Origin of the sequence: Lysinibacillus sp. NPDC093688 (assembly GCF_050280145.1) — a bacterium.
In the GTDB taxonomy this organism is placed as follows: Bacteria; Bacillota; Bacilli; order Bacillales_A; family Planococcaceae; genus Lysinibacillus; species Lysinibacillus xylanilyticus_B.
This window is the reverse complement of the sequence record NZ_JBNNUX010000031.1, coordinates 1-22,350: the sequence shown is the minus strand read 5'-3', so window position 1 is coordinate 22,350 and position 22,350 is coordinate 1. Positions and strand designations below refer to the sequence as shown.

Annotated in this window: 22 protein-coding genes, 1 pseudogene and 1 riboswitch; of the genes and pseudogenes, 11 read left to right on the top strand and 12 right to left on the bottom strand. The window is 37.5% G+C overall.

Annotated elements, in window-relative coordinates; genetic code table 11:
* Positions 1 to 3: 3 nt before the first annotated feature.
* Positions 4 to 1,533, bottom strand: coding sequence for a CoA-acylating methylmalonate-semialdehyde dehydrogenase (locus ACQKN2_RS19610; RefSeq protein WP_427416434.1), 1,530 nt, complete (start codon positions 1,531 to 1,533; stop codon positions 4 to 6).
* A gap of 24 nt (positions 1,534 to 1,557) precedes the next feature.
* Complete coding sequence (locus tag ACQKN2_RS19605; protein WP_323648853.1) at positions 1,558 to 2,967, bottom strand: amino acid permease; 1,410 nt, start codon at positions 2,965 to 2,967, stop codon at positions 1,558 to 1,560.
* A 227-nt stretch (positions 2,968 to 3,194) separates the two neighbouring features.
* On the opposite strand from ACQKN2_RS19605, the gene ACQKN2_RS19600 reads away from it, so the two are divergent.
* Positions 3,195 to 4,763, top strand: a complete 1,569-nt coding sequence (locus tag ACQKN2_RS19600; protein WP_427416433.1) for a PucR family transcriptional regulator — start codon at positions 3,195 to 3,197, stop codon at positions 4,761 to 4,763.
* Between the two features lie 81 nt (positions 4,764 to 4,844).
* Here ACQKN2_RS19600 and ACQKN2_RS19595 read toward each other — a convergent pair whose 3' ends face one another.
* Both ACQKN2_RS19595 and ACQKN2_RS19590 read right to left on the bottom strand, forming a co-directional pair.
* Positions 4,845 to 5,639, bottom strand: a complete 795-nt coding sequence (locus ACQKN2_RS19595; RefSeq protein ID WP_323648856.1) for a carbon-nitrogen family hydrolase — start codon at positions 5,637 to 5,639, stop codon at positions 4,845 to 4,847.
* Between the two features lie 281 nt (positions 5,640 to 5,920).
* A complete protein-coding gene (locus ACQKN2_RS19590) occupies positions 5,921 to 7,426 on the bottom strand; it encodes a hypothetical protein (protein ID WP_427416432.1) in 1,506 nt (501 codons plus the stop codon).
* A gap of 574 nt (positions 7,427 to 8,000) precedes the next feature.
* On the opposite strand from ACQKN2_RS19590, the gene ACQKN2_RS19585 reads away from it, so the two are divergent.
* The 7 genes and pseudogenes from ACQKN2_RS19585 to ACQKN2_RS19555 form a co-directional block, all read left to right on the top strand.
* Entirely contained in the window at positions 8,001 to 9,170 is a 1,170-nt protein-coding gene (locus ACQKN2_RS19585) for a pyridoxal phosphate-dependent aminotransferase (RefSeq protein ID WP_427416431.1), read from the top strand.
* Positions 9,171 to 9,401: 231 nt separating this feature from the next.
* A riboswitch (SAM riboswitch) is annotated at positions 9,402 to 9,507 on the top strand.
* A gap of 262 nt (positions 9,508 to 9,769) precedes the next feature.
* On the top strand, positions 9,770 to 10,600 hold the full coding sequence (locus ACQKN2_RS19580) for a MetQ/NlpA family ABC transporter substrate-binding protein (protein WP_427416430.1): 831 nt from the start codon (positions 9,770 to 9,772) through the stop codon (positions 10,598 to 10,600).
* A gap of 104 nt (positions 10,601 to 10,704) precedes the next feature.
* On the top strand, positions 10,705 to 11,730 hold the full coding sequence (locus ACQKN2_RS19575) for a methionine ABC transporter ATP-binding protein (protein ID WP_427416429.1): 1,026 nt from the start codon (positions 10,705 to 10,707) through the stop codon (positions 11,728 to 11,730).
* Positions 11,723 to 12,394, top strand: coding sequence for a methionine ABC transporter permease (locus tag ACQKN2_RS19570; RefSeq protein ID WP_427416428.1), 672 nt, complete (start codon positions 11,723 to 11,725; stop codon positions 12,392 to 12,394). The genes ACQKN2_RS19575 and ACQKN2_RS19570 overlap by 8 nt, the downstream gene beginning before the upstream one ends.
* Before the next feature lie 13 nt (positions 12,395 to 12,407).
* On the top strand, positions 12,408 to 12,560 hold the full coding sequence (locus ACQKN2_RS19565) for a hypothetical protein (RefSeq protein WP_427416427.1): 153 nt from the start codon (positions 12,408 to 12,410) through the stop codon (positions 12,558 to 12,560).
* Between the two features lie 39 nt (positions 12,561 to 12,599).
* Complete coding sequence (locus ACQKN2_RS19560; protein ID WP_427416460.1) at positions 12,600 to 13,019, top strand: alpha-hydroxy acid oxidase; 420 nt, start codon at positions 12,600 to 12,602, stop codon at positions 13,017 to 13,019.
* Positions 13,020 to 13,225: 206 nt separating this feature from the next.
* A pseudogene (locus ACQKN2_RS19555) lies at positions 13,226 to 13,675 on the top strand (alpha-hydroxy acid oxidase); the annotation flags it as partial.
* 139 nt (positions 13,676 to 13,814) lie between these two features.
* Here ACQKN2_RS19555 and ACQKN2_RS19550 read toward each other — a convergent pair.
* The 3 genes from ACQKN2_RS19550 to ACQKN2_RS19540 all read right to left on the bottom strand — a co-directional run bounded on the left by ACQKN2_RS19550 (position 13,815) and on the right by ACQKN2_RS19540 (position 16,480).
* Positions 13,815 to 14,036 carry a hypothetical protein gene (locus ACQKN2_RS19550; protein ID WP_427416426.1) on the bottom strand — a complete coding sequence of 74 codons (222 nt, stop codon included), beginning with the start codon at positions 14,034 to 14,036 and terminating at the stop codon, positions 13,815 to 13,817.
* A 108-nt stretch (positions 14,037 to 14,144) separates the two neighbouring features.
* Positions 14,145 to 15,344 carry a glycine C-acetyltransferase gene (locus ACQKN2_RS19545; protein ID WP_427416425.1) on the bottom strand — a complete coding sequence of 400 codons (1,200 nt, stop codon included), beginning with the start codon at positions 15,342 to 15,344 and terminating at the stop codon, positions 14,145 to 14,147.
* Positions 15,345 to 15,403: 59 nt separating this feature from the next.
* A complete protein-coding gene (locus tag ACQKN2_RS19540; protein WP_427416424.1) occupies positions 15,404 to 16,480 on the bottom strand; it encodes a nucleotide kinase in 1,077 nt (358 codons plus the stop codon).
* A 238-nt stretch (positions 16,481 to 16,718) separates the two neighbouring features.
* Between ACQKN2_RS19540 and ACQKN2_RS19535 the strand changes: the two genes are divergently transcribed.
* Entirely contained in the window at positions 16,719 to 16,886 is a 168-nt protein-coding gene (locus ACQKN2_RS19535) for a hypothetical protein (RefSeq protein ID WP_427416423.1), read from the top strand.
* 174 nt (positions 16,887 to 17,060) lie between these two features.
* Here ACQKN2_RS19535 and ACQKN2_RS19530 read toward each other — a convergent pair whose 3' ends face one another.
* The 5 genes from ACQKN2_RS19530 to ACQKN2_RS19510 all read right to left on the bottom strand — a co-directional run bounded on the left by ACQKN2_RS19530 (position 17,061) and on the right by ACQKN2_RS19510 (position 20,448).
* Positions 17,061 to 17,780 (bottom strand): LytR/AlgR family response regulator transcription factor, encoded by a 720-nt coding sequence (locus tag ACQKN2_RS19530; RefSeq protein WP_427416422.1) that lies wholly within the window; start codon positions 17,778 to 17,780, stop codon positions 17,061 to 17,063.
* 1 nt (position 17,781) lies between these two features.
* Entirely contained in the window at positions 17,782 to 18,117 is a 336-nt protein-coding gene (locus ACQKN2_RS19525) for a GHKL domain-containing protein (protein ID WP_427416459.1), read from the bottom strand.
* 254 nt (positions 18,118 to 18,371) lie between these two features.
* Positions 18,372 to 18,866: a Cys-tRNA(Pro) deacylase gene (gene ybaK, locus ACQKN2_RS19520; RefSeq protein ID WP_427416421.1), complete on the bottom strand. Its 495-nt coding sequence runs from the start codon at positions 18,864 to 18,866 to the stop codon at positions 18,372 to 18,374.
* Positions 18,867 to 18,888: 22 nt separating this feature from the next.
* Positions 18,889 to 19,608 carry a hypothetical protein gene (locus tag ACQKN2_RS19515; RefSeq protein ID WP_427416420.1) on the bottom strand — a complete coding sequence of 240 codons (720 nt, stop codon included), beginning with the start codon at positions 19,606 to 19,608 and terminating at the stop codon, positions 18,889 to 18,891.
* Between the two features lie 282 nt (positions 19,609 to 19,890).
* Positions 19,891 to 20,448 (bottom strand): VanZ family protein, encoded by a 558-nt coding sequence (locus ACQKN2_RS19510; RefSeq protein WP_427416419.1) that lies wholly within the window; start codon positions 20,446 to 20,448, stop codon positions 19,891 to 19,893.
* A 794-nt stretch (positions 20,449 to 21,242) separates the two neighbouring features.
* On the opposite strand from ACQKN2_RS19510, the gene ACQKN2_RS19505 reads away from it, so the two are divergent.
* Both ACQKN2_RS19505 and ACQKN2_RS19500 read left to right on the top strand, forming a co-directional pair.
* Positions 21,243 to 21,692: a hypothetical protein gene (locus ACQKN2_RS19505; protein ID WP_427416418.1), complete on the top strand. Its 450-nt coding sequence runs from the start codon at positions 21,243 to 21,245 to the stop codon at positions 21,690 to 21,692.
* Between the two features lie 100 nt (positions 21,693 to 21,792).
* Positions 21,793 to 22,173 (top strand): hypothetical protein, encoded by a 381-nt coding sequence (locus ACQKN2_RS19500; RefSeq protein WP_427416417.1) that lies wholly within the window; start codon positions 21,793 to 21,795, stop codon positions 22,171 to 22,173.
* Positions 22,174 to 22,350: the final 177 nt, after the last annotated feature.

Sequence of the window (22,350 nt, the reverse complement as noted above, 5' to 3'; positions counted from 1 at the left end):
TTTTCACTTTTTCACATCGTTATTGCTTGGAAACGCAAATGAACTTGTCGTATCCTCTGTTTCATCAGGCCAGCGTTCAGAAATGGTTTTCGCTTTCGTAAAGAATCGTGCTTGGTCCGGTCCAAACATATGCCCTTCACCAAACTTAGAGCGCTTCCACCCTCCAAAGTTGTGATAGCCAACTGGAATCGGAATCGGAACATTAATGCCTACCATTCCTACTTCAACTTCTTCCTGGAACTTACGCGCCGCCGAACCGCTGCTCGTAAACATCGTGACACCATTCCCAAGTTCGTGGTCATTAATTAAATCAATCGCTTCTTGTAAAGTTTCAACACCTACAACAATACGCGCAGGACCAAAAACTTCCTCTTTAAAAATAGTCATTTCGGGAGTTACGTTATTTAACAATGTCGGACCAAGGTAAAAGCCTTTAGACGTTTCGCATATTTTCGGATTTCGGCCGTCCGTTACAAGGTTAGCCCCTTCTTCAACAGCACCATCGATATATCGAAGAATCGTATCTTTTGATTGCTGTGTAATAACTGGGCCAAAATCTACCTCGCCGTCTGTATATGGACCAACTTTTAATTTCAAAATTTTCTTCTTTAGTATCTCTGTAAAGCGTTGCTCCGTATCTTTCCCAACGACGATTGCTCCTGAAATAGCCATACAACGCTGGGACGCCGCTCCATATGCTGCACCTAAAAAGCCATTAGCTGTTTGCTCTAGGTTCGCATCCGGCATGACAATCATAAAGTTCTTTCCGCCACCAAATGCAGCGACACGCTTATTGTGCTTCGTCCCCGTTTGATAAATATATTCTGCAACAGGTGTGGATCCAACAAATGAAATTGCTTGTATCTCTTTATTTTCAAGCAGTTCATTCACCGCTTCTTTATCCCCATTAACGACTGTCCAAATTCCATCTGGCAGTCCTGCCTCTTTCCATAGCTTACTTAAATATAATGCCGAGATTGGCACACGCTCAGAAGGCTTTAAAATCACTGCATTTCCTACTGCAACCGCCATACTTGTAATCGCCAATGGCACCATAACAGGGAAATTAAATGGAGCAATTGTTGCCACAACTCCAAGTGGGGCTTTTGCAGAGAAGGCATTAATATCGCCGCCTACATTCACCGAGTATTCTCCCTTTAGCATTTGCGGTGCACTTATGGCCATATCTATGGATTCAATGCCACGAACAATTTCGCCCTTAGCATCTTCCTTCGTTTTCCCACTTTCCTCACAAATAATTTCAATGAGCTCATCCTGTCTTTCTACTAATAACTGACGGAAACGATGTAAAACCTCGACCCGTTTGCCAATCGATGTCTTTTTCCATGAAGGGAATGCTGCCTTCGCTAGTTTGATAGCCTCCTTCACCTCATCTCTAGTCGCTAACGGAACTTGCGCAATGACCTCACCTGTAGTTGGATTATAAACTTCCGAGTAACGACCACTAGTACCGGCTGTTTCAACACCATTGATAAAATGTGATAACTTTTTCGCTTTTTGCTGAACTGTCATAATTTCCCCACTCCTCGTTTATCGTTATTCAAAATCCAATTCTTCCTTTTGAAAAATAGAACTTGCTTCATCCACTGGGTTAGGTGACTTTTTCTTTTGTGTAACTAAATAGAAAATCATCACAACTGCCACTACTACACATGTAAATAAAATTTGTGAACGCATCGATTCAATAAAGAACATGGCGATCAGTAATGCTGTTATAACCAAGATTGTGAAATACGTTAAATACGGGAATAACCACATTTTCACTTTTAATAGCTCGGGATTTTCTTTCTCTATTTTCCGGCGCATTTTTAATTGTGAAAATGCAATGATTAAGTAAAGAATCAATGTGATTGCACTACATGAACTAAGTAAAAACATAAATACTTTATCTGGTGAAACATAGTTCATAATAACGGCAATATAAGAGAAGAATGTCGCTGTTAATATGGCATTAACAGGTGAACCCTTTTTATTTAATTTTAAAAATGCTTTTGGGGCCTCCCCCTTCTCCGCTAAAGAAAATACCATTCGAGATGTTGCGTAAAGCGCGGAGTTTAAACACGATAAGACCGCCGTTAAGACAACAAAATTCATGATTTGTGCAGCTGCGGGAATTCCGATGTAATCCAACACTGCTACATAGGGACTTGTTAAAATGTCCGAGGAATGCCAAGGTAATAATGTGACAACTACCGTTATCGATCCCACGTAGAAAATCAAAATACGCCAAGTAATTGAATTCGTAGCTTTTGTCACTGCTGCTAACGGTTCGTCAGATTCCCCTGCCGCAATGGCCACAATCTCTGTACCCATAAAGGAGAAAATAACAATCACTACCCCCATCAAGACAGCACCAAAACCATTTGGTAAAAAGCCACCCTCACCGATTAAATTAGTAGTACCTACCGCATCAAAATTAGGTGCAATACCAAAGATAATAAATGCGCCTAGTCCAAGAAAAACTATAATACTTGTAACCTTAATAAGAGAGAACCAATATTCAAATTCGCCAAAAGCTTTTACGGAAAGAACATTTGTTAAAGTAAGTGCTACCGTTAGTAAAAGACTTAGTAGCCATAAAGGAATCCCATCATACCAATATTGAATAATCGCAGCTGCTGCCGTTGCCTCTAAAGCAATTGCGACAACCCAGAAAAACCAATATAACCAGCCAATCATAAAACCTGCCCATGGACCAATTGCTTCATGAGCATAATGCGCAAAAGACCCACTTGTTGGATTGACCGCTGCCATTTCTCCAAGCATTCGCATGACAAGAATAACGATAATACCCGCAAAAATATAAGATAAAATTGCGCCAGGGCCGGCTAAGTTAATCACTGAGCCACTCCCCATAAATAGCCCAGCTCCGATAACCCCTGCAATAGCGATCATCGTCATATGCCTTTTCTTTAACCCTCTCTGTAAATGCGTCTGTTGCTCCATATCAGCCCACCTCTTTTATTAGATTGGATTACCGCTTACAAAAATTTTACATGTTACATAGAAATGAAGGTATAGACAAACTGTAAAATTCTATACATTTGTTTTAAACATAATGTAAAATAGACTAAACATTCTAAAAATAAGATATTTAAGTTTATTTAAGCAAAAACAACACATCAATAAGAAAACAAAGAAATGATTTATGTTGAAAAGAGGGGAAGATAAACATGAGTCAATTTAAGCTTCAAGTGAAGGATGTATTAGAAAACACACACTTCCAAAGTGCGGAGGTCATAGCTGGTGAGGATGGCTTATTACGAATTGTAAAGTGGGCCCATGTCATTGAAATTATACAAGTAGATAATTTCCTAGCTGGTGATGAATTAGTTTTAACAACAGGGATCAGCCTTCAGCACAGCATAGAAAACTTTATCTTTTTCGTAGAATCTTTAATCCAAAAAAATTGCGCGGCATTGTGCATTGAATACGGGACTTCCATACAGACCATCCCGGAAGTGATTGTAGCGCTTGCTAACCGTCACAGCTTCCCTATTATCGTTTTTCATGACACGGTTCCTTTCGTCCGTATTACACAAGATTTACATAGTCAAATTATGAATCAACAATATTTAATGATTTCTACTTTAGAATCCTACTCTCAAACATTAAATAAAAATGCGCTATTAGGGCAAACCGCCGAAGAAATATTACAAAATATGTATCATGAGTTGAAGACACAAATTATCTTTTCTATTAAAGGTCGAGAGCCTATCTTTTTTCCAAATATGCCGCATCATAAGCGCCAACAACTAGTTACGATGAAAAAATCAGCTCCCGTATTTAAAAATGAACCCATCTTTATTTTTGACCAGCATTATGCGGATGTAACACTCTATAGAGAGGACGGTCTATTCTCAGAGTTCGAATTACTTATTTTAGATCGTACAGCTACTGCCTTGGCACAGCTATTAATGAGAGAATTTTATATTGAAGAGAAAAGGGACATTGAGGATGCCTCTATTTTAGGGGATTGGATCGATCAAAAACTATCAAAAGAGGAAATTTATAAATTTATCGTCACCTATCATTCTAACTATAAGCTTTCTAGCGGAGCTGTTTTTATGTTAGCAACGCCTAATGCAGTTTCTAAAGTACAAGAGGATATTGTCTACAGTAAGCTCTACTATCGAAACCTTTTTGAGCAAAATGGATTTATACCATTTTTATATGAAAGAAAAAGCTATGTCATTTTTATTTTACTCCATAAGAAAGATAGTAAATCGAGTCGCGAATTATTAAATACATTAGTTTCTTCCCTTCAGAAAACCGATTTTTATAAAAAACAACTGGTTCAAGGGTATCAAGTAGCCATTGGTAAAGTCGTTGCAGACGTAGAGGAAATACCGAAGAGCTATCAAACTGCACTCGAAACATTGTATATTTGCAGTAAAGTACAGACTACATCTTATTTTTATGATGATTTACATTTGTATCACCTCATCTATAAATTACAAATGCAAGTCAATTTACAGGAAGTGATTCAAGATTATTTACAGCCCGTTATTGAATACGACAAAAAATATAACAGTAAGCTATTAGAAACGCTGCAAGTATACTTACAAACGAACGGCTCCAAACAACAAACGGCCAACCAATTGTTCATCGTACGCCAAACGCTTTACCATCGTTTAAAAAAGCTTGAAAGTCTCTTAGGGGAAAATTTTATGAAGGGGCATAATCGGATTACGCTTGAATTTATGTTGCTTGCTAATTCTTTAATTGAGGATAAAAACTAACTGCTGGGTTATGATTGATCCGCGATGTTGCATGACTAGCACGCTCAAAGTCGCTTTGTTCCTTGAGCGTGCTATCAGATTTTAATTTTTAGTAACTACTCCACTATATAATGCTGGTCTACGGTCGTCATAAACTGGAATTCTGCCTCGTACTTCATCGACAATCGAAAAGTCCACGTCAATGACAGCGACTTCTTCGTCCTCTGCACCAACCCAAAGCACTTCGCCCCATGGTTGAATAATCATTGATTGACCATTAAAGTTTTCTACTTTTCTCGATATACGATTCACAGCGATCACGAAGCATTGGTTTTCGATGGCACGTGCTTGCAGCAATGTGTTCCAATGATCGATACGTGGCGTCGGCCATTGTGCTGGCACGAACAATACTTTTGCACCCTCTAAAGCATGAGCACGTAGCCATTCTGGGAAGCGAATATCATAGCAAATCACGCCTGCAGCCTCGATATCACCAAGGGCAAAGCGATTCATTTCATCCCCAGCCTCTAAATATAAATGCTCGTCCATTAAACGGAAAAGATGTGCCTTGTTATATTCACCTACTAACTCACCATTGTTATCAAACGTATACATCGTGTTGTAAAATTTATCGCCCTTCTTCGTTGAAACAGAGCCACCAACAATATGTACGCCAAGCTCTTTCGCTAGGTTTGATAAAAATGCTTTCGAACGTTCTCCATCCACATCTGCCAGCTCTGCTAATTTTTCAAGCGCATAACCTGTATTCCACATTTCTGGTAGCACAATAATTTCTGCACCTTGTTGTGCCGCTTCACGAATCTTGTCCTCCGCACGAGCAAAATTTTCTTCTACTTTGCCAAAACCAACATTTAGTTGGATACACCCAATTTTCATATCGATTCCTCCCTATTCCCAAAATTATTTATTTTACTGCATTTGTGCTTTTCTATATCCCATTATACTACAACTGACTACTCCCACAGCTAAAGCAGTGGGGTTCTTATATACTTAAGAGAAGCGTTACAAAGCTCTCCACAGATGGTGTTGCCATGTCCTGTGTACAACATCTTTGATTTATCTTCTGTTCCATAAGACTTTCTTATTTACACAACCGATGTTGTGTTGGCAATAAGTTTTAACGAAGGCAGGTAGCTCTACCTACGGAGGAATACCCCTCACTTGATTTGTTTGATACCCATGTTAAGAGGGAATGTTTTCTTTACTTGTTTCAAGTCTTCTATATGTTGATTGTGTAACTCTAAAAAGGTAATAAACGTTTTATTGCATAAGTCTTGATCAGTTTGTTGTAAATTTGTATCACTATTCATCAGTAAAAACGCACTATATAAATCTCGTTGTACGAGATGACTTCCAATTTGACTCCAACGTTGATGGAGTTTTTTCTTTTCATAACTATCCGTCACATGGTTATACTGACTGGCTCTAAAGGTTATCGTATTTACTTTCTGTATAGTTTGCTTTGTGTAACCTAATTTTTGATTGATGATTTCCACTAACATGGCCGGGGCATGATTCCCAATGCTTTTTCCAAAACGCTTTTTTGATTGGACTTTGCCCTGTTTATTTGTTTTGGTTTCTTTTGTACGTTTTGCCAATCCTTTAAAATGCATGGTTTCGATGTACACCTCATCGCCAAGAGACAAGATTTTATTTGCTAACGCACCATGTTTTTCTTTGATGTAGGAAGCTTTCTTTCTATATAATTCTTTTACTTGTTTTTTTGTTTTTTGATAGTTTTTACTATATGTCCGGCGGAGTTTGACGCCATGTTTTATAGTACCATCCTTTTTGAAATTGTTAGGATTGATACTTCTACGACTTCTATCCAACTTGCGTAATAAACGTCTTTTTTGTTTCTCCAATAAAGGTACTTCTGGAGCAAGTTGTTGGATGAAAACTGTTACTTCCGAAACAATCGCAATGGTAGAAGGACCAATGTCAATACCTACTCGTTTTTGTTTTTGATAGGAATGCCGAAAGGCTCCTGTAGATGGAATTCTCTTTGCAGGAGGAATCCCATCCATCACAAGTTGCGCGTAAAAAGTATGTATTCCACGAATCACTTTTTTGACTAGACGACAATATTTAATGGTATGAAGAGCAAGGGATTCTTTTACAAACAAATCTTGTTTGCGAATACGAACAGGAATGGTTAATCCATTCCAATAGACAATATTCTCTTTAAATCGAATCCCTGCTTTATTAGATTTCCCTTCTACAGAATGAAACATTCCGTAACGTTTAAAGCGTGCTTTGCTCCCTTTAAATAGGACATCTTGAACCGCTTTCCAGACAGTAGAGGCGATTTTCTGAGAAGTATTGCTATCTATATGTTTTTTATAGTTATGTTGATGCTTTTTAATATACGCATGCAGTTGATATTCACTTAATCCAAAAGATTGACGAATGTTATCTAATTCTTTTGCGGTCTGCTTCAATTCTTTTGAATCATTAGATTTTTTCGCTTTTTGGTAGCAACGTAATTGTTTTCGATAGTGTTTTGATTCTTGCATTAAAGTATATTGTTTTACTGCATAAGACAAAGTTGTATTATAGAGTGTACGGGCAATTTCAAAACGTTTTAATAGAATATCTTTTTGCCATGTATCTATAAGTAACCTGAGTTCTATAATAAAACAATCTTTCTTCCATTTCGTCATTACCCGTCACTCCTTTATTTTTTGATTATTCACAATATACAATATAAACATATGTTCTATAAAGAAAAAAGCACTTCATACCTCCTACCTCTGAAGAAGTGGGCTTCCTGAAGCTCAATTCTGTGAAAATGATATCGCTGTTGTCTGAGCTAAGAGCGCTTTCAGAACAGCTCGAAGAAACAAATACAAAAAGACCAGGATCTCAGCAATGAAGTGAGTCCTGGTCTTTTCGCGAAAGTGAATCTTACTAATCATTTTTGCTCTTAGTTTTAGATTCTATTAATAAGTACGATTAAGTCTAATAAAAGTTACAGTAATTTTAAAAAAAATTAAATATTTTTTTAAGGGCTTAAAAGTAATGCCTAAACCTATGTTTTATAGGCATTGTTAAGATGCCTCAGATGTTGTTACAATGCCTAGGCATAATTACGTCCGAAATCGGCTTTGTGCTTAGGCCCACATGCTCTCTACTTGCGTTTTGTGCGTCCACCTTTGTAAATAAAGACTCTAGACAATTAGTAAAAAAAGTAATAGTATTTGCATCAATTATTATTTTCTAAAAAGGAGAACATGCATGGAACTTTCAAAAAAACTACAGCAACTCCCGACTCAATTTTTTGCAGCCTTGGTGCAAAAAGTGAATACTGCTTTAGCAGAAGGGCGCGATGTTATTAATCTCGGTCAAGGCAATCCAGATCAGCCCACTCCCCTACACATTATAAAAGCGTTACAGGAGGCAGCTGAAAACCCTCAACATCATAAATATTCTCCATTCCGTGGCATAGTAGAATTACGTCAAGCAGCCGCAGACTTCTACAAACGTGAATACAATGTTGATATTGATCCTGAGAAAGAGGTCGCTATTCTTGGTGGTTCGAAAATTGGACTTGTCGAGCTACCGTTAGCCGTTTTAAATCCTGGCGATACAATGCTTTTGCCTGACCCTGGCTATCCTGATTACTTATCAGGTGTTGTATTAGGTGATGTCAATTTTGATGTCATGCCACTTTTTGCAGAAAATAATTTCTTACCTGATTATAATGCTCTTTCCGATGACGTAAAAGAAAAGGCTAAGCTTCTTTACTTAAATTACCCGAACAACCCAACTGGTGGTACTGCAACACTTGAATTTTTCGAGGAAACGGTGCGCTTTGCTAAAGAGCACAACATGATCGTCTCACATGATTTCGCTTACGGAGCAATTGGATTTGACGGCAAGAAACCTATTAGCTTCCTGCAAGCGGAAGGTGCCAAAGAGGTCGGCATCGAAATGTATACATTATCTAAAACATTTAATATGGCAGGCTGGCGTATTGGATTTGCAGTTGGTAACGCTGATATTATTGCGGCTATTAATATAATTCAGGATCATCTATTTTGTAGTCAATTCCCCGCTGTGCAACAAGCAGCAGCGGTTGCCCTTACAGCATCTCAGGATTGCGCAGATGAGCTAAGAGCCACTTATGAGCGTCGACGAAATGTTCTTATCGAAGAAGCACAGCGAATTGGTTGGCAAGTAACCGCACCGAAGGGCTCTTTCTTTGCATGGCTCCCTGTTCCATTAGGTTATACAAGCGAGCAGTTTGCTGATGTATTGCTCGACAAAGCTGATATCGCAGTAGCTGCAGGCAATGGCTTCGGTCAATACGGTGAAGGTTATGTGCGGGTAGGTTTACTTGTTAGCGAAGACCGCTTACGTGAAGCGATCAGTAGAGTTGAAAAATTAAACTTATTTAGCTCATGAACATATCCCCTACCTGAGTAGGCTCTATCGAAAAACTGTTCCATTAGCTCAAACTTGCTATAGGAACAGTTTTTCATTTCCTATCTTTTTTAGTTGCCCCTCCCCTTCTTCTAGCGGATTTTTTCACAACTAAATAGTATAACAAAATAAAATATTTCAAAAATTCAATTGACTTACTATATCCTATAATCTATATTAGGTATATCGGAATTACAAAAAAATATTATAAATCTCTTATCAAGAGTAGCTGAGGGACTGGCCCTATGAAGCTCGGCAACCTCCTTTTTTTAAGGAAGGTGCTAAATCCAGCAAACGATCATCGTTTGAAAGATAAGAGAGGACGTTTTTTCATGAGCCTCTCTTAGTTTATAAGAGAGTTTTTTTTATCTTCATTTACATGAAGATAAAAGCCTCCGGCGGATGTCACGGATTTTGAAAGGAATGAATATAAGGATGTTAGCCTAAAACCTTCGCATCCAGCGAAAACGGCTAACTGACCTGCATCCTGCAGGCCTAAGCACAATTCAAAATCCGGACGCAATTACGCCAAGGCGAAATTGATTTTTAAAACCGATAAAACAACTTTGGAGGTATGTTTCATGAAAAAGAAAAATAAAATTTTACTAGGTTTAGCAAGTCTCACATTAGTAGCAGCATTAGTAGGCTGCGGTACTAAAGAAGATAAAGGTAGTCAAGGTAAGGCTATTAATGAAAATAAAATTGTAGTAGGTGTAACTTCTGGTCCCCACGAACAAATTGCAGAGGTTGCAGCAAAAGTTGCCAAAGAAAATGGCTTAGAGGTAGAACTAAAAACGTTCTCTGATTATGTTTTACCAAATACATCGTTAGCCGAGGGTGATCTTGATGTAAACAGCTATCAACATAAGCCATTCCTCGATGCATTTAACAAAGATCACAAAACAGATTTAGTGCCAGTAGGAAAAACAATTTTAACGCCTATGGGCATATACTCTGAGAAATATAAATCATTGGATGAAGTTCCTGATGGTGCTACATTCGGATTACCAAATGATCCAACGAACGGGGCTCGTGCTCTATTTGTCCTTCAAGAGGCAGGCTTCATTAAATTAAAAGAAGGTGCAGACTTAACAGCATCTATTCGCGATGTGGAAGAAAACAAAAAGAATTTTAAATTCATTGAATTAGAGGCTGCACAAATTCCGAAGCAGCTTAGTGAAGTAGATGTGGCAGCTATTAATACGAATTTCGCTCTTGATGCTGGTATTGATCCTAAAAAAGACTCCATTCTTTTAGAATCTACTAACTCTCCATATGTAAACTACATAGCGGTACGTGCTGAAAACGAGGATGACCCAGCGATTAAAAAATTTGTTAAAGCTTATCAATCTGATGAAGTACGCAAATTTATTGAAGAGGAATTCAAAGGTTCTATCATTCCAAGCTGGTAGTAACGCTGAAGGGTCTTTCATAAAATTGAGAATCTGCGAGACTCCTATAGGAATGCTAGCAGATTCTTGCTTTATAGAAAGACTTAGAAAGGAGATATCACAGTATGATTCAACTAGAAAATATAACAAAAGAATTTAAAACTAAAAAAGGTAGCGTTAAAGCAGTAGATGGCATTAACTTGCATGTCAAAAAAGGTGAAATTCATGGGGTTATTGGCTACAGTGGTGCAGGAAAAAGTACCCTTATTCGTTGTGTTAATTTATTAGAGCGTCCAACAACAGGAAAAGTATTGATCGACAATGTAGATATTACTTCCCTTTCTTTAAACGACCTTCGCGAAACACGTCAAAAAATCGGCATGATCTTCCAGCATTTTAATCTCTTAAAAACAGCGACCGTTTACAACAATATCTCGGTACCATTAAAGCTTCTAGGCTATAACGACTCTGAAGTGAAAAAACGCGTTGCAAAATATGCAGAAATCGTTGGCCTAACAGAGAAATTAGATAGCTACCCTAGCCAGCTTTCAGGTGGTCAAAAGCAACGTGTCGCTATTGCACGTGCCCTCGCCCAAGAGCCTGAGATTTTACTCAGTGATGAAGCGACAAGTGCACTCGATCCTGAAACAACTGACGCTATTCTTGAGCTTCTCTTGAAAATTAATCGTGAGCTGGGCATCACTATTTTACTCATTACACATGAAATGAATGTTATTCAAAAAATTTGCGATGATGTATCCGTTCTTGAATCAGGGACGGTTGTAGAATATGGCTCTGCTATAGAACTATTTTCGAAGCCACAGCATTTAACGACACGTAAGTTTTTAAATACCATTTCTCAACGCAATTTATCGCCTTCCCTTATCGAGCAATTAAATCTTTCAGGAAGTGTGATTCGTTTAACATTCCTTGGTGAAAGTACCGGGAAGCCATTACTTGCAGAAGTGAGCAAAGTTTATGATGTACAACCAAATATTTTAACAGCCAATATCATTGAATTAAAAAACGGCATTGTCGGTAATATTGTCGTCCATCTACACGGTAAGGCGCATGTCGTAGAAAAGGCACTTACGTATTTTATAGAAAACGGGGTAGGCGTTGAGGAATTAGGAGGCGAGTTAAATGAATAGCATTCAAAGCTTCTTTGCAGACTGGTCAGATGTTATTGGGCAATCCATTATCGAAACCTTTCAAATGGTCGGGATTTCATTATTCTTCTCTATTTTAATCGGGATCCCTTTAGGGCTTTTAATCGTATTAACTCGCCCGGGGCAATCGTTTGAAAATAAATTTCTCTACCAATTTTTCAATTTATTTATTAATATTATTCGCTCTGTACCGTTCATCATTTTACTATTCTTCATTTTACCGTTCACAAAGCTAATCGTTGGCACAACTATTGGTGTCAAAGGTGTTATTGTGCCGCTTGTTGTTTATACAGCGCCTTATATTGCGCGACTTATGGAAACGGCACTTTTGGAAGTTGATCCAGGTGTTGTGGAAGCTTATACAGCAATGGGTATTAAACGTCGTCACATCATTTGGAATGTCTTACTACGTGAGGCTCGCCCATCCATTATTTTAGGCTTAACAATTGCCACAATCGGTCTGATAGGAGCAACAGCAATGGCAGGAATGGTTGGTGCTGGCGGTTTAGGTGATCTCGCATATCGTTACGGTCATTTACGCTATGAGGTCGATGTGATGTATGCAACAGTGTTTATCTTAATCATCCTTGTTCAAATTATTCAATCAATGGGTAACCGCTTTGCCGCGAAACTAAAGAAAGATTAATAGGAGGATGACGATGACAAAGACAACTCATGGCGATCTACTGTTAAAAAATATAAATGCACAAGCCCCCTTCCCTATTTGCTTTGCAAATTTAGAAAAGGCTGTTGCAGACAAAATGGAAGCTGGTCCATTTGGTTACATCCGTTCAGGTGCTGGGGGTGAGTAAACATTACGAAATAACCGCGCAGCCTTTGAAAAGTACTCTATTATTCCACGCTTTTTACAGGATGTTTCAAGTATTGATACATCGATTGAGCTGTTCGGAAAAGTCCATCCAACTCCGCTCTTATTTGCTCCTGTTGGCATGAACAAAATGGCACATGACGAGGGAGAGCTTGCTGTGGCACGTGCAGCTGATCAATTAAAAATTCCTTATATTCAAAGTACAGTTTCAAGCTATGCACTTGAGGATGTGGCACAAGCAGCCCCCACTGCTACTAAATGGTTTCAATTATATTGGTCAACAAATGAGGAAATTGCATATAGCATGGCCGCCCGAGCCGAGGCTGCTGGTTTTGAGGCTATTAACTGTAGATACCGTCATGCTTGGCTGGCGCGAAGAAGATGTTCGCAATCAATTTTCACCTTTAAAACTTGGGTATGCACGAGGAAACTATATGAATGATCCTGTTTTCACCGCTTCCTTACCAGATGATTCATTCGAGTCATATGTACAGGGCGTTTTGCAAAATGTGTTCCATCCAATGATCAATTATGCCTCAGCATAATTGAGTCCGGAATCGGCTTTGTGCTTGCACAAAGAACTCCTTTCCGATTTCGTGACATCCGCCGGAGGCTTTAACTTCTTTCTGCTGAAAGAAGTTAAATTGGGAGAATGTACGTGAATTAAAGCGCCGTTCTAATCTCCCTATTTTACTGAAGGAAATCTTACATCCTGAAGACGCAAAACTAGCTATAGAAAACGGCATTGACGGTATTATCGTATCAAACCATGGTGGGCGCCAATTGGATGGCGTAATTAGTTCACTTGATGCCCTTCCTGATATTGTGAAAGCTGTAAAAGGACGAATTCCTGTTATTTTAGATAGCGGTGTGTATCGTGGTATGGATGCTCTTAAAGCACTCGCTTTAGGAGCAGATGCTGTTGCCATTGGTCGTCCCTTCGTCTACGGACTTGCATTAGAAGGACAGCAAGGAGTCGAAAAAGTAATGACGAATTTATACGATGAATTAAAAGTTTCTATCGCATTAGCAGGGGCAACATCTATAAAAGGACTACGTGATATCACATTAGTGAAAAAAGATGAAGTCGATAGTTAATTAATTAATACTGATGGACACTAAAAGCAGCGTAAGTCATTCACTCAAAATAAAGCAGTCCTGCATTTCGGGGTGGCGATCCGTCACTTCGACTGTTTTATCCGGCATTTTGGGGCGCGGGGCTACCCGTCGCCTTGGCTCATCTTTCCGTCACTTTGTCGGGGCTATCCATGATTTTGACTGTTCTATCCACGATTTTGACGATTCTATCCACGATTTCGGCTGCTCTATCCACGACTTTGACGATTCTATCCACGATTTCGGCTGTTCTATCCACGACTTTGACGATTCTATCCACGATTTCGGCTGCTCTATCCACGACTTTGACGATTCTATCCACGATTTCGGCTGCTCTATCCACGACTTTGACGATTCTATCCGTCGCTCAGTCTCGTATCCGTCGCTTTGACTTTTCTATCCATCTGAATCTTAAAAAAGGGCTACCTCACTATTGAGGCAGCCCAATTTTTTATTGAATAACGCCTAGCTCACGGCCGACTTTTTCATAGATTGCTAGAGCATCGTCCAGCATTTCTTTTGTATGTGCCGCTGTAGGCATGTTACGAACACGTCCTGTGCCTTTTGGAACCGTTGGGAAAACGATTGATTTAGCGTAGACGCCTTCTTCAAATAGGCGACGAGAAAATTCCTGTGTAAGCTTTTCATCACCAATAATACATGGTGTAATTGGCGTTTCAGATTCGCCGATATTAAAGCCTAATTTTGCAAGACCCGCTTTTAGATAATCGCCATTTTCCCAAAGCTTATCGTGCAGCTCTGTTGAGTCGATCAACATTTGCACTGCCGCTGTAATCGCAGCAACATCACCTGGTGGTAATGCTGTTGAGAATAAAAATGGACGAGAACGCACTTTTAGCCAGTCAATTAAATTTTTCTTACCTGCTACATATCCACCAACAACACCAATTGCTTTAGAAAGTGTCCCAATTTGGAAGTCGATTTCTTTTTCTAAACCGAAATGCTTCACAGTACCCTTTCCTTTACCTGTTACCCCTGATCCGTGCGCATCATCTACATATGTTATTAAATCAAACTCTTTCGCAATCTCAACGATTTCTGGTAATTTTGCAATATCACCATCCATTGAGAATACGCCATCCGTAATGACCATGATTTTATTGTATAAGCCTGATGCTGTTGCTTCCTTTGCCTTTGCACGTAAATCATCCATATCGGAGTGATTATAGGCAATGATTTTCGCACGTGATAAACGACAACCATCGATAATCGATGCATGGTTTAATTGATCTGAAAGAATCGCATCATTTTTATCCATCACAGCTGAAATAGCTGCCATATTACAGTTAAAACCAGATTGATAAGAGATCGCTGCCTCTGTTCCTTTAAATTCAGCAAGCTTTTCCTCTAATTTTATGTGTAAATCCAGTGTGCCGTTAATCGTACGGACTGCCCCAGCTCCCACACCGTAAGTCTCAATTGTTTCTTTGGCAATACGCTTTAATTCTTCATTCGTTGCTAAGCCAAGATAGTTGTTTGAGGATAGATTAATTAGATGTTTGCCACGTACCTGAATAATCGGTCCATTTGCTCCCTCTACTGGATCAATTTCATTGTATAAGCCTTGTTCATGTAAGTCTTGTAGGTTTTCATCTAAAAATGCATTCAATACTTTTGACAAGCGTATCATCCTTTCCTAGGAAAACTGTTTCTAGCTCCTAGTGTAGCACAAGCCTGTTAGTAGAAAAATCACTTTGTTAATCTTTCGAATAGTGGGGCAGTTTTTTCTCGCCAAATAGATGACGACAGACAATTATCTATTAATCGACGAACGGTATACTCCGCTTCCGCATAACGTTTCGAATACCCCATTGCATCCTGCATTGCTTCTTTATACTTTGCTCGAATATCTTCAATTTGCACTTCAGCTTCCTGTGAAATTGCGCAATGTTTCCCTATATCGAAAATTTCATCCCCTAGTCTACCTTCCTGTGGGTCAAAGATATGAGGGTCCGTACTATCAAAGATGCAGAAATTTAATTCTGGGATAATAACCATATCAACAGAATTTGCATCTAAGCCACACCAAATAATTTGCGCATCGAGCCCTCTCGCATTTGCTTCATCTGCTAAACCTTTCATTAACGAAGATTTACCTGTACCCGGCTTTCCTTTGATCATCAATCTCCGAGATACATTTTTCGTTATACTCTCTACTGTATTTTCGGCCCCCCTCGGTGTTAATGTTCCGAGTAAGCGATGCGTGCGCATACCTGTTTTGTTTAAGACCATCGATTGGAAAACCTCTGTCTTTAAATGTTCAACCTGGTCATTTAATGCCTCCCAGTTCATACAGCTCTGTGTGACTACTTCCCAATCATCATGAATCTTTATAGCTTTAGTAAGCGACGAAATACACTTCTCCCGCCATGACTCTCGTTCGGCCATCGTACTAGCGAGCTGTTCACCAACCTTTTCAAGCTGGATTTCCTCTAAGCAATCATAAAAGGACATCACCCGATGCTTGGTGCCAAGAAAAGTCGGTTCAATCCCCCACTCCGATGACCATACAAATAACCGATTACAGCCTTGAACATATACTGCCTCTACAACATCCTCCAGCAAAGCATGCTTAAACCACTCCACCGCAAAACCTTGCTTCACATAAAAATACCCAAGCTCTTTAAGAAGCTCAGATCCTTTAAACGTCGGTGCACCCTGCAAAATATAAACTAATTCTGCCTCATCCATCAGTTCTTTATATAAATGTTTAATTCCTTGCCCAGTCAGTGCGTGTCCATAATAATAGGTCACATTTCCGTTCAATTTCAATCCCCCTTTATCTTATGCCTTGCATTATATGAAGGAACCTTTTAAAAAATGAAAAGCTACTTTTATTTTTTTACGAATAAAAGTAGCTTCCTATTTAATAGAATGGGTTCATTCCCTCCATTAGAGTACTGGCAATAAAAACCCCTTTGAAATAAATCCATTAAACTAACGAGGTAGGTAAAAAAAGGGATACCCAAAATGAAGTCGAATTTTTAAGTTTGGAGGGAGATGTATGATCAAAAAAATCGGGACTGTTTTGTTTGTAATTGGTATAGCAATTATGTTAATAGGTATGCCTTATTTATTGGGATATTCAACAAATGAATGTTTAAAGTATCCTTTATATTTAGGGTTGTTAGTAACGGTTATATTTGCTCCTACCCCAACAAAAAGAAAGTAATGCTCTTAATTAATGGATAGTAACTTATTCGAGCAGCCTTCACTCTACCTAACTTAGAAGAGTACATTACGCTTCACAAAAACCATCGTGATATATCATAAATAGAGGGTGGAAAAATTATAACCTTCTCTTTTAGCAACAACATTCACTAAAAGAGAAGGCTACGAATTGCTCTTAACTCATTAAACCTTTAATCAGTCGAGCTGAGACATAACAAACTTCACCATTATCTAAAAAAATAATTCTTTCCTTAGAATCTATATTTTTAATTTTGCTTTTATTTACAATAAAAGATTTGTGACAACGATAAAAATCATCATATAAACCTTCATAATCCTTTAATCGACCGTAAAATTCAATATGTTCATTTTCTAAATGTAAAATAATTTTATGTGAGCCTGGGGAAGCTTCGAAAAAATAAACATTTTGAAAATCAATATTATGGGTACGCCCTGTTGTTTTAATTTGAAATTTATGAATGTTATCTTGTTCCCCTATTTTTAAATACCGTCGATGCGCTTCTTTTAAAGTAGATAATAATTTATCTTTTAACGTATCTGGGTGATCTTTAATGATAAAATCTAACGCAGCCAGTTTATAAATAAATGTAAGATAACTCATTTCAGCATGTGTTGTAATATAAACTAAGCTAGCAATAGGGTCTTTTTCTCGAATCTTACTACCTAATGCGATACCTGTAATTTCGTGATTTAAATCTATATCCAAAAAATAGCAATCAGCTTTATCATTTTCTAAAAATGATAGAACCTCATCAGGATTTGTAGTGGCCAGCACAATTTTCATCCCATTATCTTCTATCATAGTGTAGTTTTCGATTGTTTTTTTTACACTTTCTAATTGAGCTATATCATCTTCACAAATAATAATATCCATCTTATCTACTCCTTTGAAATTCGACTTCTTGAATAAAATAAGGTGGACTAATTTTCGTGTTCAAATTGACGTTATGTAAATCATTTGTTATTTGACGTAAATTAGCTAAGCCTAAACCTCGATTTTCTCCCTTTGTTGAAAAGCCGTCTTGGTAAATTTCGTGTACCTTTATAGCTATTTTCTTATCAAACGTGTTACTCACAACTAATAAGACAATCTCGCCCATGCGGATAAACGTCATGCGAACTTCGCCATTTTCAACCCCTTGTGCAGCTTCAATCGCATTATCTAGTAAAATACCGAACATGCGATTTAAAAGAACTGGGTCTACATCAATACCCTCATCTAAAGCGTCGCAACATTCGCAAAGATTTCCTGATCATTTTATTTTTCAACACTATAAATACGTTTAGCAATCATGAACGTATTCTTTATTGTTTATAAGATATCCCAACAGCGTATTTACAATATAAAGGAAAAGCATTCAGATGAATCAAGACTTAGCGATTCACGTGCTCTTCCATTTTGCCAAACTGATTGCCATATTCTATCGTGCCTACTAAAAAAAAAATAAAAAAACTACCCAGCATATCATTTTTGGGTAGTGGTGATTGATGCAATTTTTGCTTTTGTCACAGCGACTAAATCATCTAGCTGTAAGTGGATTTGCATGCCGATTTTTCCGGCACTTACTATAATACTTCCTTGCTCTTGAGCTGACGCATCGATGACAGTTGGATAAAGCTTCTTCATGCCAACTGGTGAGCATCCGCCTCGCACATAGCCTGTATAGCCAATTAACTCTTTGACCGGGAGCATATCGATTTTTTTCTCTCCGATCACCTTTGCAGCTGCTTTTAAATCAAGCTCATCTGCTACAGGAATAACAAATACAAAAAGCTTTTGTGCACTTGCCTTTGCTACTAATGTTTTGAAAACGCGAGAAACTGGGTGACCAATTTTTTCAGCAACTGAAATTCCGTCAACTTGGCCGTCACCAGTCTCATATTCAATTACGTCGAATTGTATTTTTTGTTGCTCCAATAATCTGATAGCATTTGTTTTCGCATGCTTTGCCTTCGCCATTAAAAAACCCCCATCTGCAGCATTAGGCTATCATGGTGAACATAGGATTTGTTCCTGGAAGATAGCCGTTTTTCGCCATTTGAATATGAGTGGCATATTTATCAGAAGCGTATTTAAATGTTCGCACCTTGTATGCCTCCGCATAACTCTTACCGAAAATTGTATCTACAAATGGATCCAATTTCAATTCCTTTGAAAACCGTTCTGGTACTTTGACTTCAATACCTTCACGTACAAAAGCAGGCTCACTGTCATCTACCTCTTGACCATTTAATTGCGCTTGCATGTGCTGTATTTGCGCGTTTGTACTTGCCGCTACACGTAAATCCTGTGGTGATGGCTGCGCGGGTGCTAGCACTGTATTCCGCACCTGCTCTAAAATTTGTAACGTTTCCTTGGTATTGGCATCATCTACTATATACGTTTCCTCATCTACACGCTCTAACTGTGAATATTGCTTTTGCTCATGTGCGAGCACATTTTTCGTTTGTTGCAAATCCTGAATGATTGCTTGCTGCAGAGGTGTGACCTCTTTAGATTCCTCTTTTTGTTGCTCATAGAGTTCTTGATCTGTGTGCCCTAAAAGTAAATTTTCAAGCTCAAGCAATATTGGATTTTTCTTTGGCTGGAAATACAGCGCGTTTTTTCGATAGGCATCACCTGCTTGTTTTCGCTGTATAATCTTTTTACGATTATAGTGTGATGTCATTCTTTCTTGTTCTATTAAACTTGATAGTTTCATATGATTCACCTCGGCTTTCTAATTTAATATGCAAGTTTAATAAAAGATATGATCATATCTTTTATTAACTTTACTCCTACCGTCTGAATAGTTTCTGTATACCAATTATCGGAATTTTCACTATAAAATTCAATAGGTATAAAGATGTTCCGAAGCCCCCAATATTCTATTCAGTTATTATTTCAATATTTAATTTCAATATTTAATTTCAATAAAAATTATTTTATAAATGGTGTTAATTCACACTAAAAAAACAGCCCCCTCAGCAAGGACTGTTTCTATCTATTTTTTAGGTTTAATAAGTATACTTTTATAGGCTAAGTAACCAAGCCATGCACCAAGTGTATTTAAAATCAAATCATCAATATCTGCTGACCCAACCTTAAAAATAAACTGGGTAGTTTCTACCGCTAGGCTAGAGAAAAAGCCTACACAAATAACAATCCAAGCTTTGCGACACGTTTTTGATAATAGCGGTAGTAAAAAGCCCATTGGGGTAAATATTAATAAATTGCCGAGTAAATTAATAATAATGATATCAACATTAAAATACTGAGAGTAATTTATATAGCGAAGAATTGTATCAAAGGGAACAAAATTTGTCGTTAATCGCCAGTTACTATAATCAAACAGCCCTAATTCACCAAGAGTATATTCGCCATTGAACAACATAACGACTACATTAACAAGACGATCAATAACCAGTTTATAAAAAGCTATGACAGAATAGATACAAAAAAAGATCCACCCTGTTATCTTTATTGGTAAATAATATGTATCTATCAATGCACGATATGGTAATGGTAGCTTGGCATTACCCTGTATATTATTTTTTGCCACGCCTATACCACCTACTTCCCTATATCCTCACATCATTTTAATATGCACCACTTCCCTAAGCAAGTGGTAATAATAAGATAGGTAAAGCGTTTTAATCGTAAATTGTGTAACCTTCTTCTCTTTACTATACGTTTGTCCGGGTTCGGTTGAGACGTACAAAATGGTAAATAACAATAAAAATAACAACCATATTCGCAAATAAAATAGCAATAAGAATAGTAAAAAAGGAGCGGAAATCGTAACGGGTTCTGTTTTCGAGTACAAAACTTAAAAAACACTATAAAAAGGGTATCAAATCGCATTAATAAAGCTACTTTATAGAAAGTTCTATAACGATGCGACTACATAATCTTTTTTTCACTCGAATTAGTTAACGTGTTAATCTTAATGGCAAGGAATTATATTCAACTAACGAAGCAGAATAGTTCAAAAAAGGTTTGGATATTTATGGTAAAATCTTGTTAGATTATGGGAGGGATATTTATGGACGTATTTTTCTTTATCAATATGTTTAAAAATATTATTTCTACTTTTTTTCAAAATGGGATTCGGGTAATCGGTTTTTTTTACTTGTTAATTAAGACTTTTGAAAGCGATAAACTTAAACATTTCTCCAAATATGTTACAGGAAATGTTTTGGTACTATTATTTGTTTATTCAATAATAGTAAGTATATAAACTTTATCTCCTTATTCAAGTAACGGGAGCTTTACGTCAATAAGGGGTAGAGCCTTTTTCTACTTAAACTAAAGGAGCATTTAATGCAATGAAAAATGTTGATGGAGGTAGATTTTATGGAATCCAATTATAAATGTTTTATTGATATTCGTTTCAGTGGTGGAGATATTCAATTTGACGTTTCGAGTGACACACAGTTATTTAGTTTTAAATCAGGTATAGGTTTTGTAGCAATTCCACATTTTTTCTCAACTCTTTCCTCTCTATATAAGGAAGAAATCAGCGAGGCAAAATTGGAATGTCATGGAAACTTTGATTACTATATATTTTCCAGTGATGGCACAAACCTTTATATTGAACATATAAGCCATTATCCAGATGATATATTTAAATATCAATTTAAGCTGAAAGAGTATATCGAAGCTATTTGTACAGAATTTCTAAAATATCTGCAACAACTTGAAAAGGAAGGAATATTACCTTTAAAAAATATTGAATTTGCTCATCCATTAGGGGATGATGTATTAAATTCTTTTTATGATTTTTCATCACTTTTAAGCTGTTAATTTTATAAAACTATTTACGTTGTTCAACTAACGGTGCAGTTTAGTTCAACAAAAGCTAAAGAAAAAAGCTATAATATATCTGATTTAAGGTGGTGTTCCTTTGAAAGAAACAAACAATAGACACATATGGATAGAAGCTGAAGAATGGGCTGAAGGTGAATGGAATGTTGAAGATTGCAACCTTGATGTCATCGTAACTTTCTCTGACCGTTCTAAATGGATTGCGAGTTTTTTCACCTACAAAAACATACGGACATTGAGAGAGAAGAATGCAAAGACAGGCGAATGTATGAAAGGTGCATATCTTTGGTCAAGCGATATGGTTCTAATAGATATTGCAAGTAGAGAACGAATTTATGAAGTTATTGACTACCTTATCGAAAGTGATGAGTTTGAGTCTGTTTTTACTCGGTACCCAGATGTAGATGTTGAAGATGACTATTTGTATCCAGAGGGTTTCTTTAAAATGAATAATGAATAAACATCTTTATTGAACTCCCATGAAAGAACGTAAAAATCTTTCATTTTCTGTGGTGTAGTGTTTATTTTGCGCTACATGGATGGCTAACGGAGCAGGTTAGTTTAATAAGGTGTTTGTTTTATCATTAAACAATAAAGATAGATGATCAAAGAAAAGAAGTAATACAATTTAATATTA

Bases quoted from the DNA above. Each gene is read 5' to 3' on its own strand.
- ACQKN2_RS19605 (WP_323648853.1), bottom strand. From the start codon at position 2,967: ATGGAGCAACAGACGCATTTACAGAGAGGGTTAAAGAAAAGGCATATG.
- ACQKN2_RS19535 (WP_427416423.1), top strand. From the start codon at position 16,719: ATGATCAAAAAAATCGGGACTGTTTTGTTTGTAATTGGTATAGCAATT.
- ACQKN2_RS19575 (WP_427416429.1), top strand. From the start codon at position 10,705: ATGATTCAACTAGAAAATATAACAAAAGAATTTAAAACTAAAAAAGGT.
- ACQKN2_RS19610 (WP_427416434.1), bottom strand. From the start codon at position 1,533: ATGACAGTTCAGCAAAAAGCGAAAAAGTTATCACATTTTATCAATGGT.
- ACQKN2_RS19590 (WP_427416432.1), bottom strand. From the start codon at position 7,426: ATGACGAAATGGAAGAAAGATTGTTTTATTATAGAACTCAGGTTACTT.
- ACQKN2_RS19595 (WP_323648856.1), bottom strand. From the start codon at position 5,639: ATGAAAATTGGGTGTATCCAACTAAATGTTGGTTTTGGCAAAGTAGAA.
- ACQKN2_RS19515 (WP_427416420.1), bottom strand. From the start codon at position 19,608: ATGAAACTATCAAGTTTAATAGAACAAGAAAGAATGACATCACACTAT.
- ACQKN2_RS19505 (WP_427416418.1), top strand. From the start codon at position 21,243: ATGGAATCCAATTATAAATGTTTTATTGATATTCGTTTCAGTGGTGGA.
- ACQKN2_RS19600 (WP_427416433.1), top strand. From the start codon at position 3,195: ATGAGTCAATTTAAGCTTCAAGTGAAGGATGTATTAGAAAACACACAC.
- ACQKN2_RS19545 (WP_427416425.1), bottom strand. From the start codon at position 15,344: ATGATACGCTTGTCAAAAGTATTGAATGCATTTTTAGATGAAAACCTA.
- ybaK (WP_427416421.1), bottom strand. From the start codon at position 18,866: ATGGCGAAGGCAAAGCATGCGAAAACAAATGCTATCAGATTATTGGAG.
- ACQKN2_RS19570 (WP_427416428.1), top strand. From the start codon at position 11,723: ATGAATAGCATTCAAAGCTTCTTTGCAGACTGGTCAGATGTTATTGGG.
- ACQKN2_RS19585 (WP_427416431.1), top strand. From the start codon at position 8,001: ATGGAACTTTCAAAAAAACTACAGCAACTCCCGACTCAATTTTTTGCA.
- ACQKN2_RS19565 (WP_427416427.1), top strand. From the start codon at position 12,408: ATGACAAAGACAACTCATGGCGATCTACTGTTAAAAAATATAAATGCA.
- ACQKN2_RS19530 (WP_427416422.1), bottom strand. From the start codon at position 17,780: ATGGATATTATTATTTGTGAAGATGATATAGCTCAATTAGAAAGTGTA.
- ACQKN2_RS19580 (WP_427416430.1), top strand. From the start codon at position 9,770: ATGAAAAAGAAAAATAAAATTTTACTAGGTTTAGCAAGTCTCACATTA.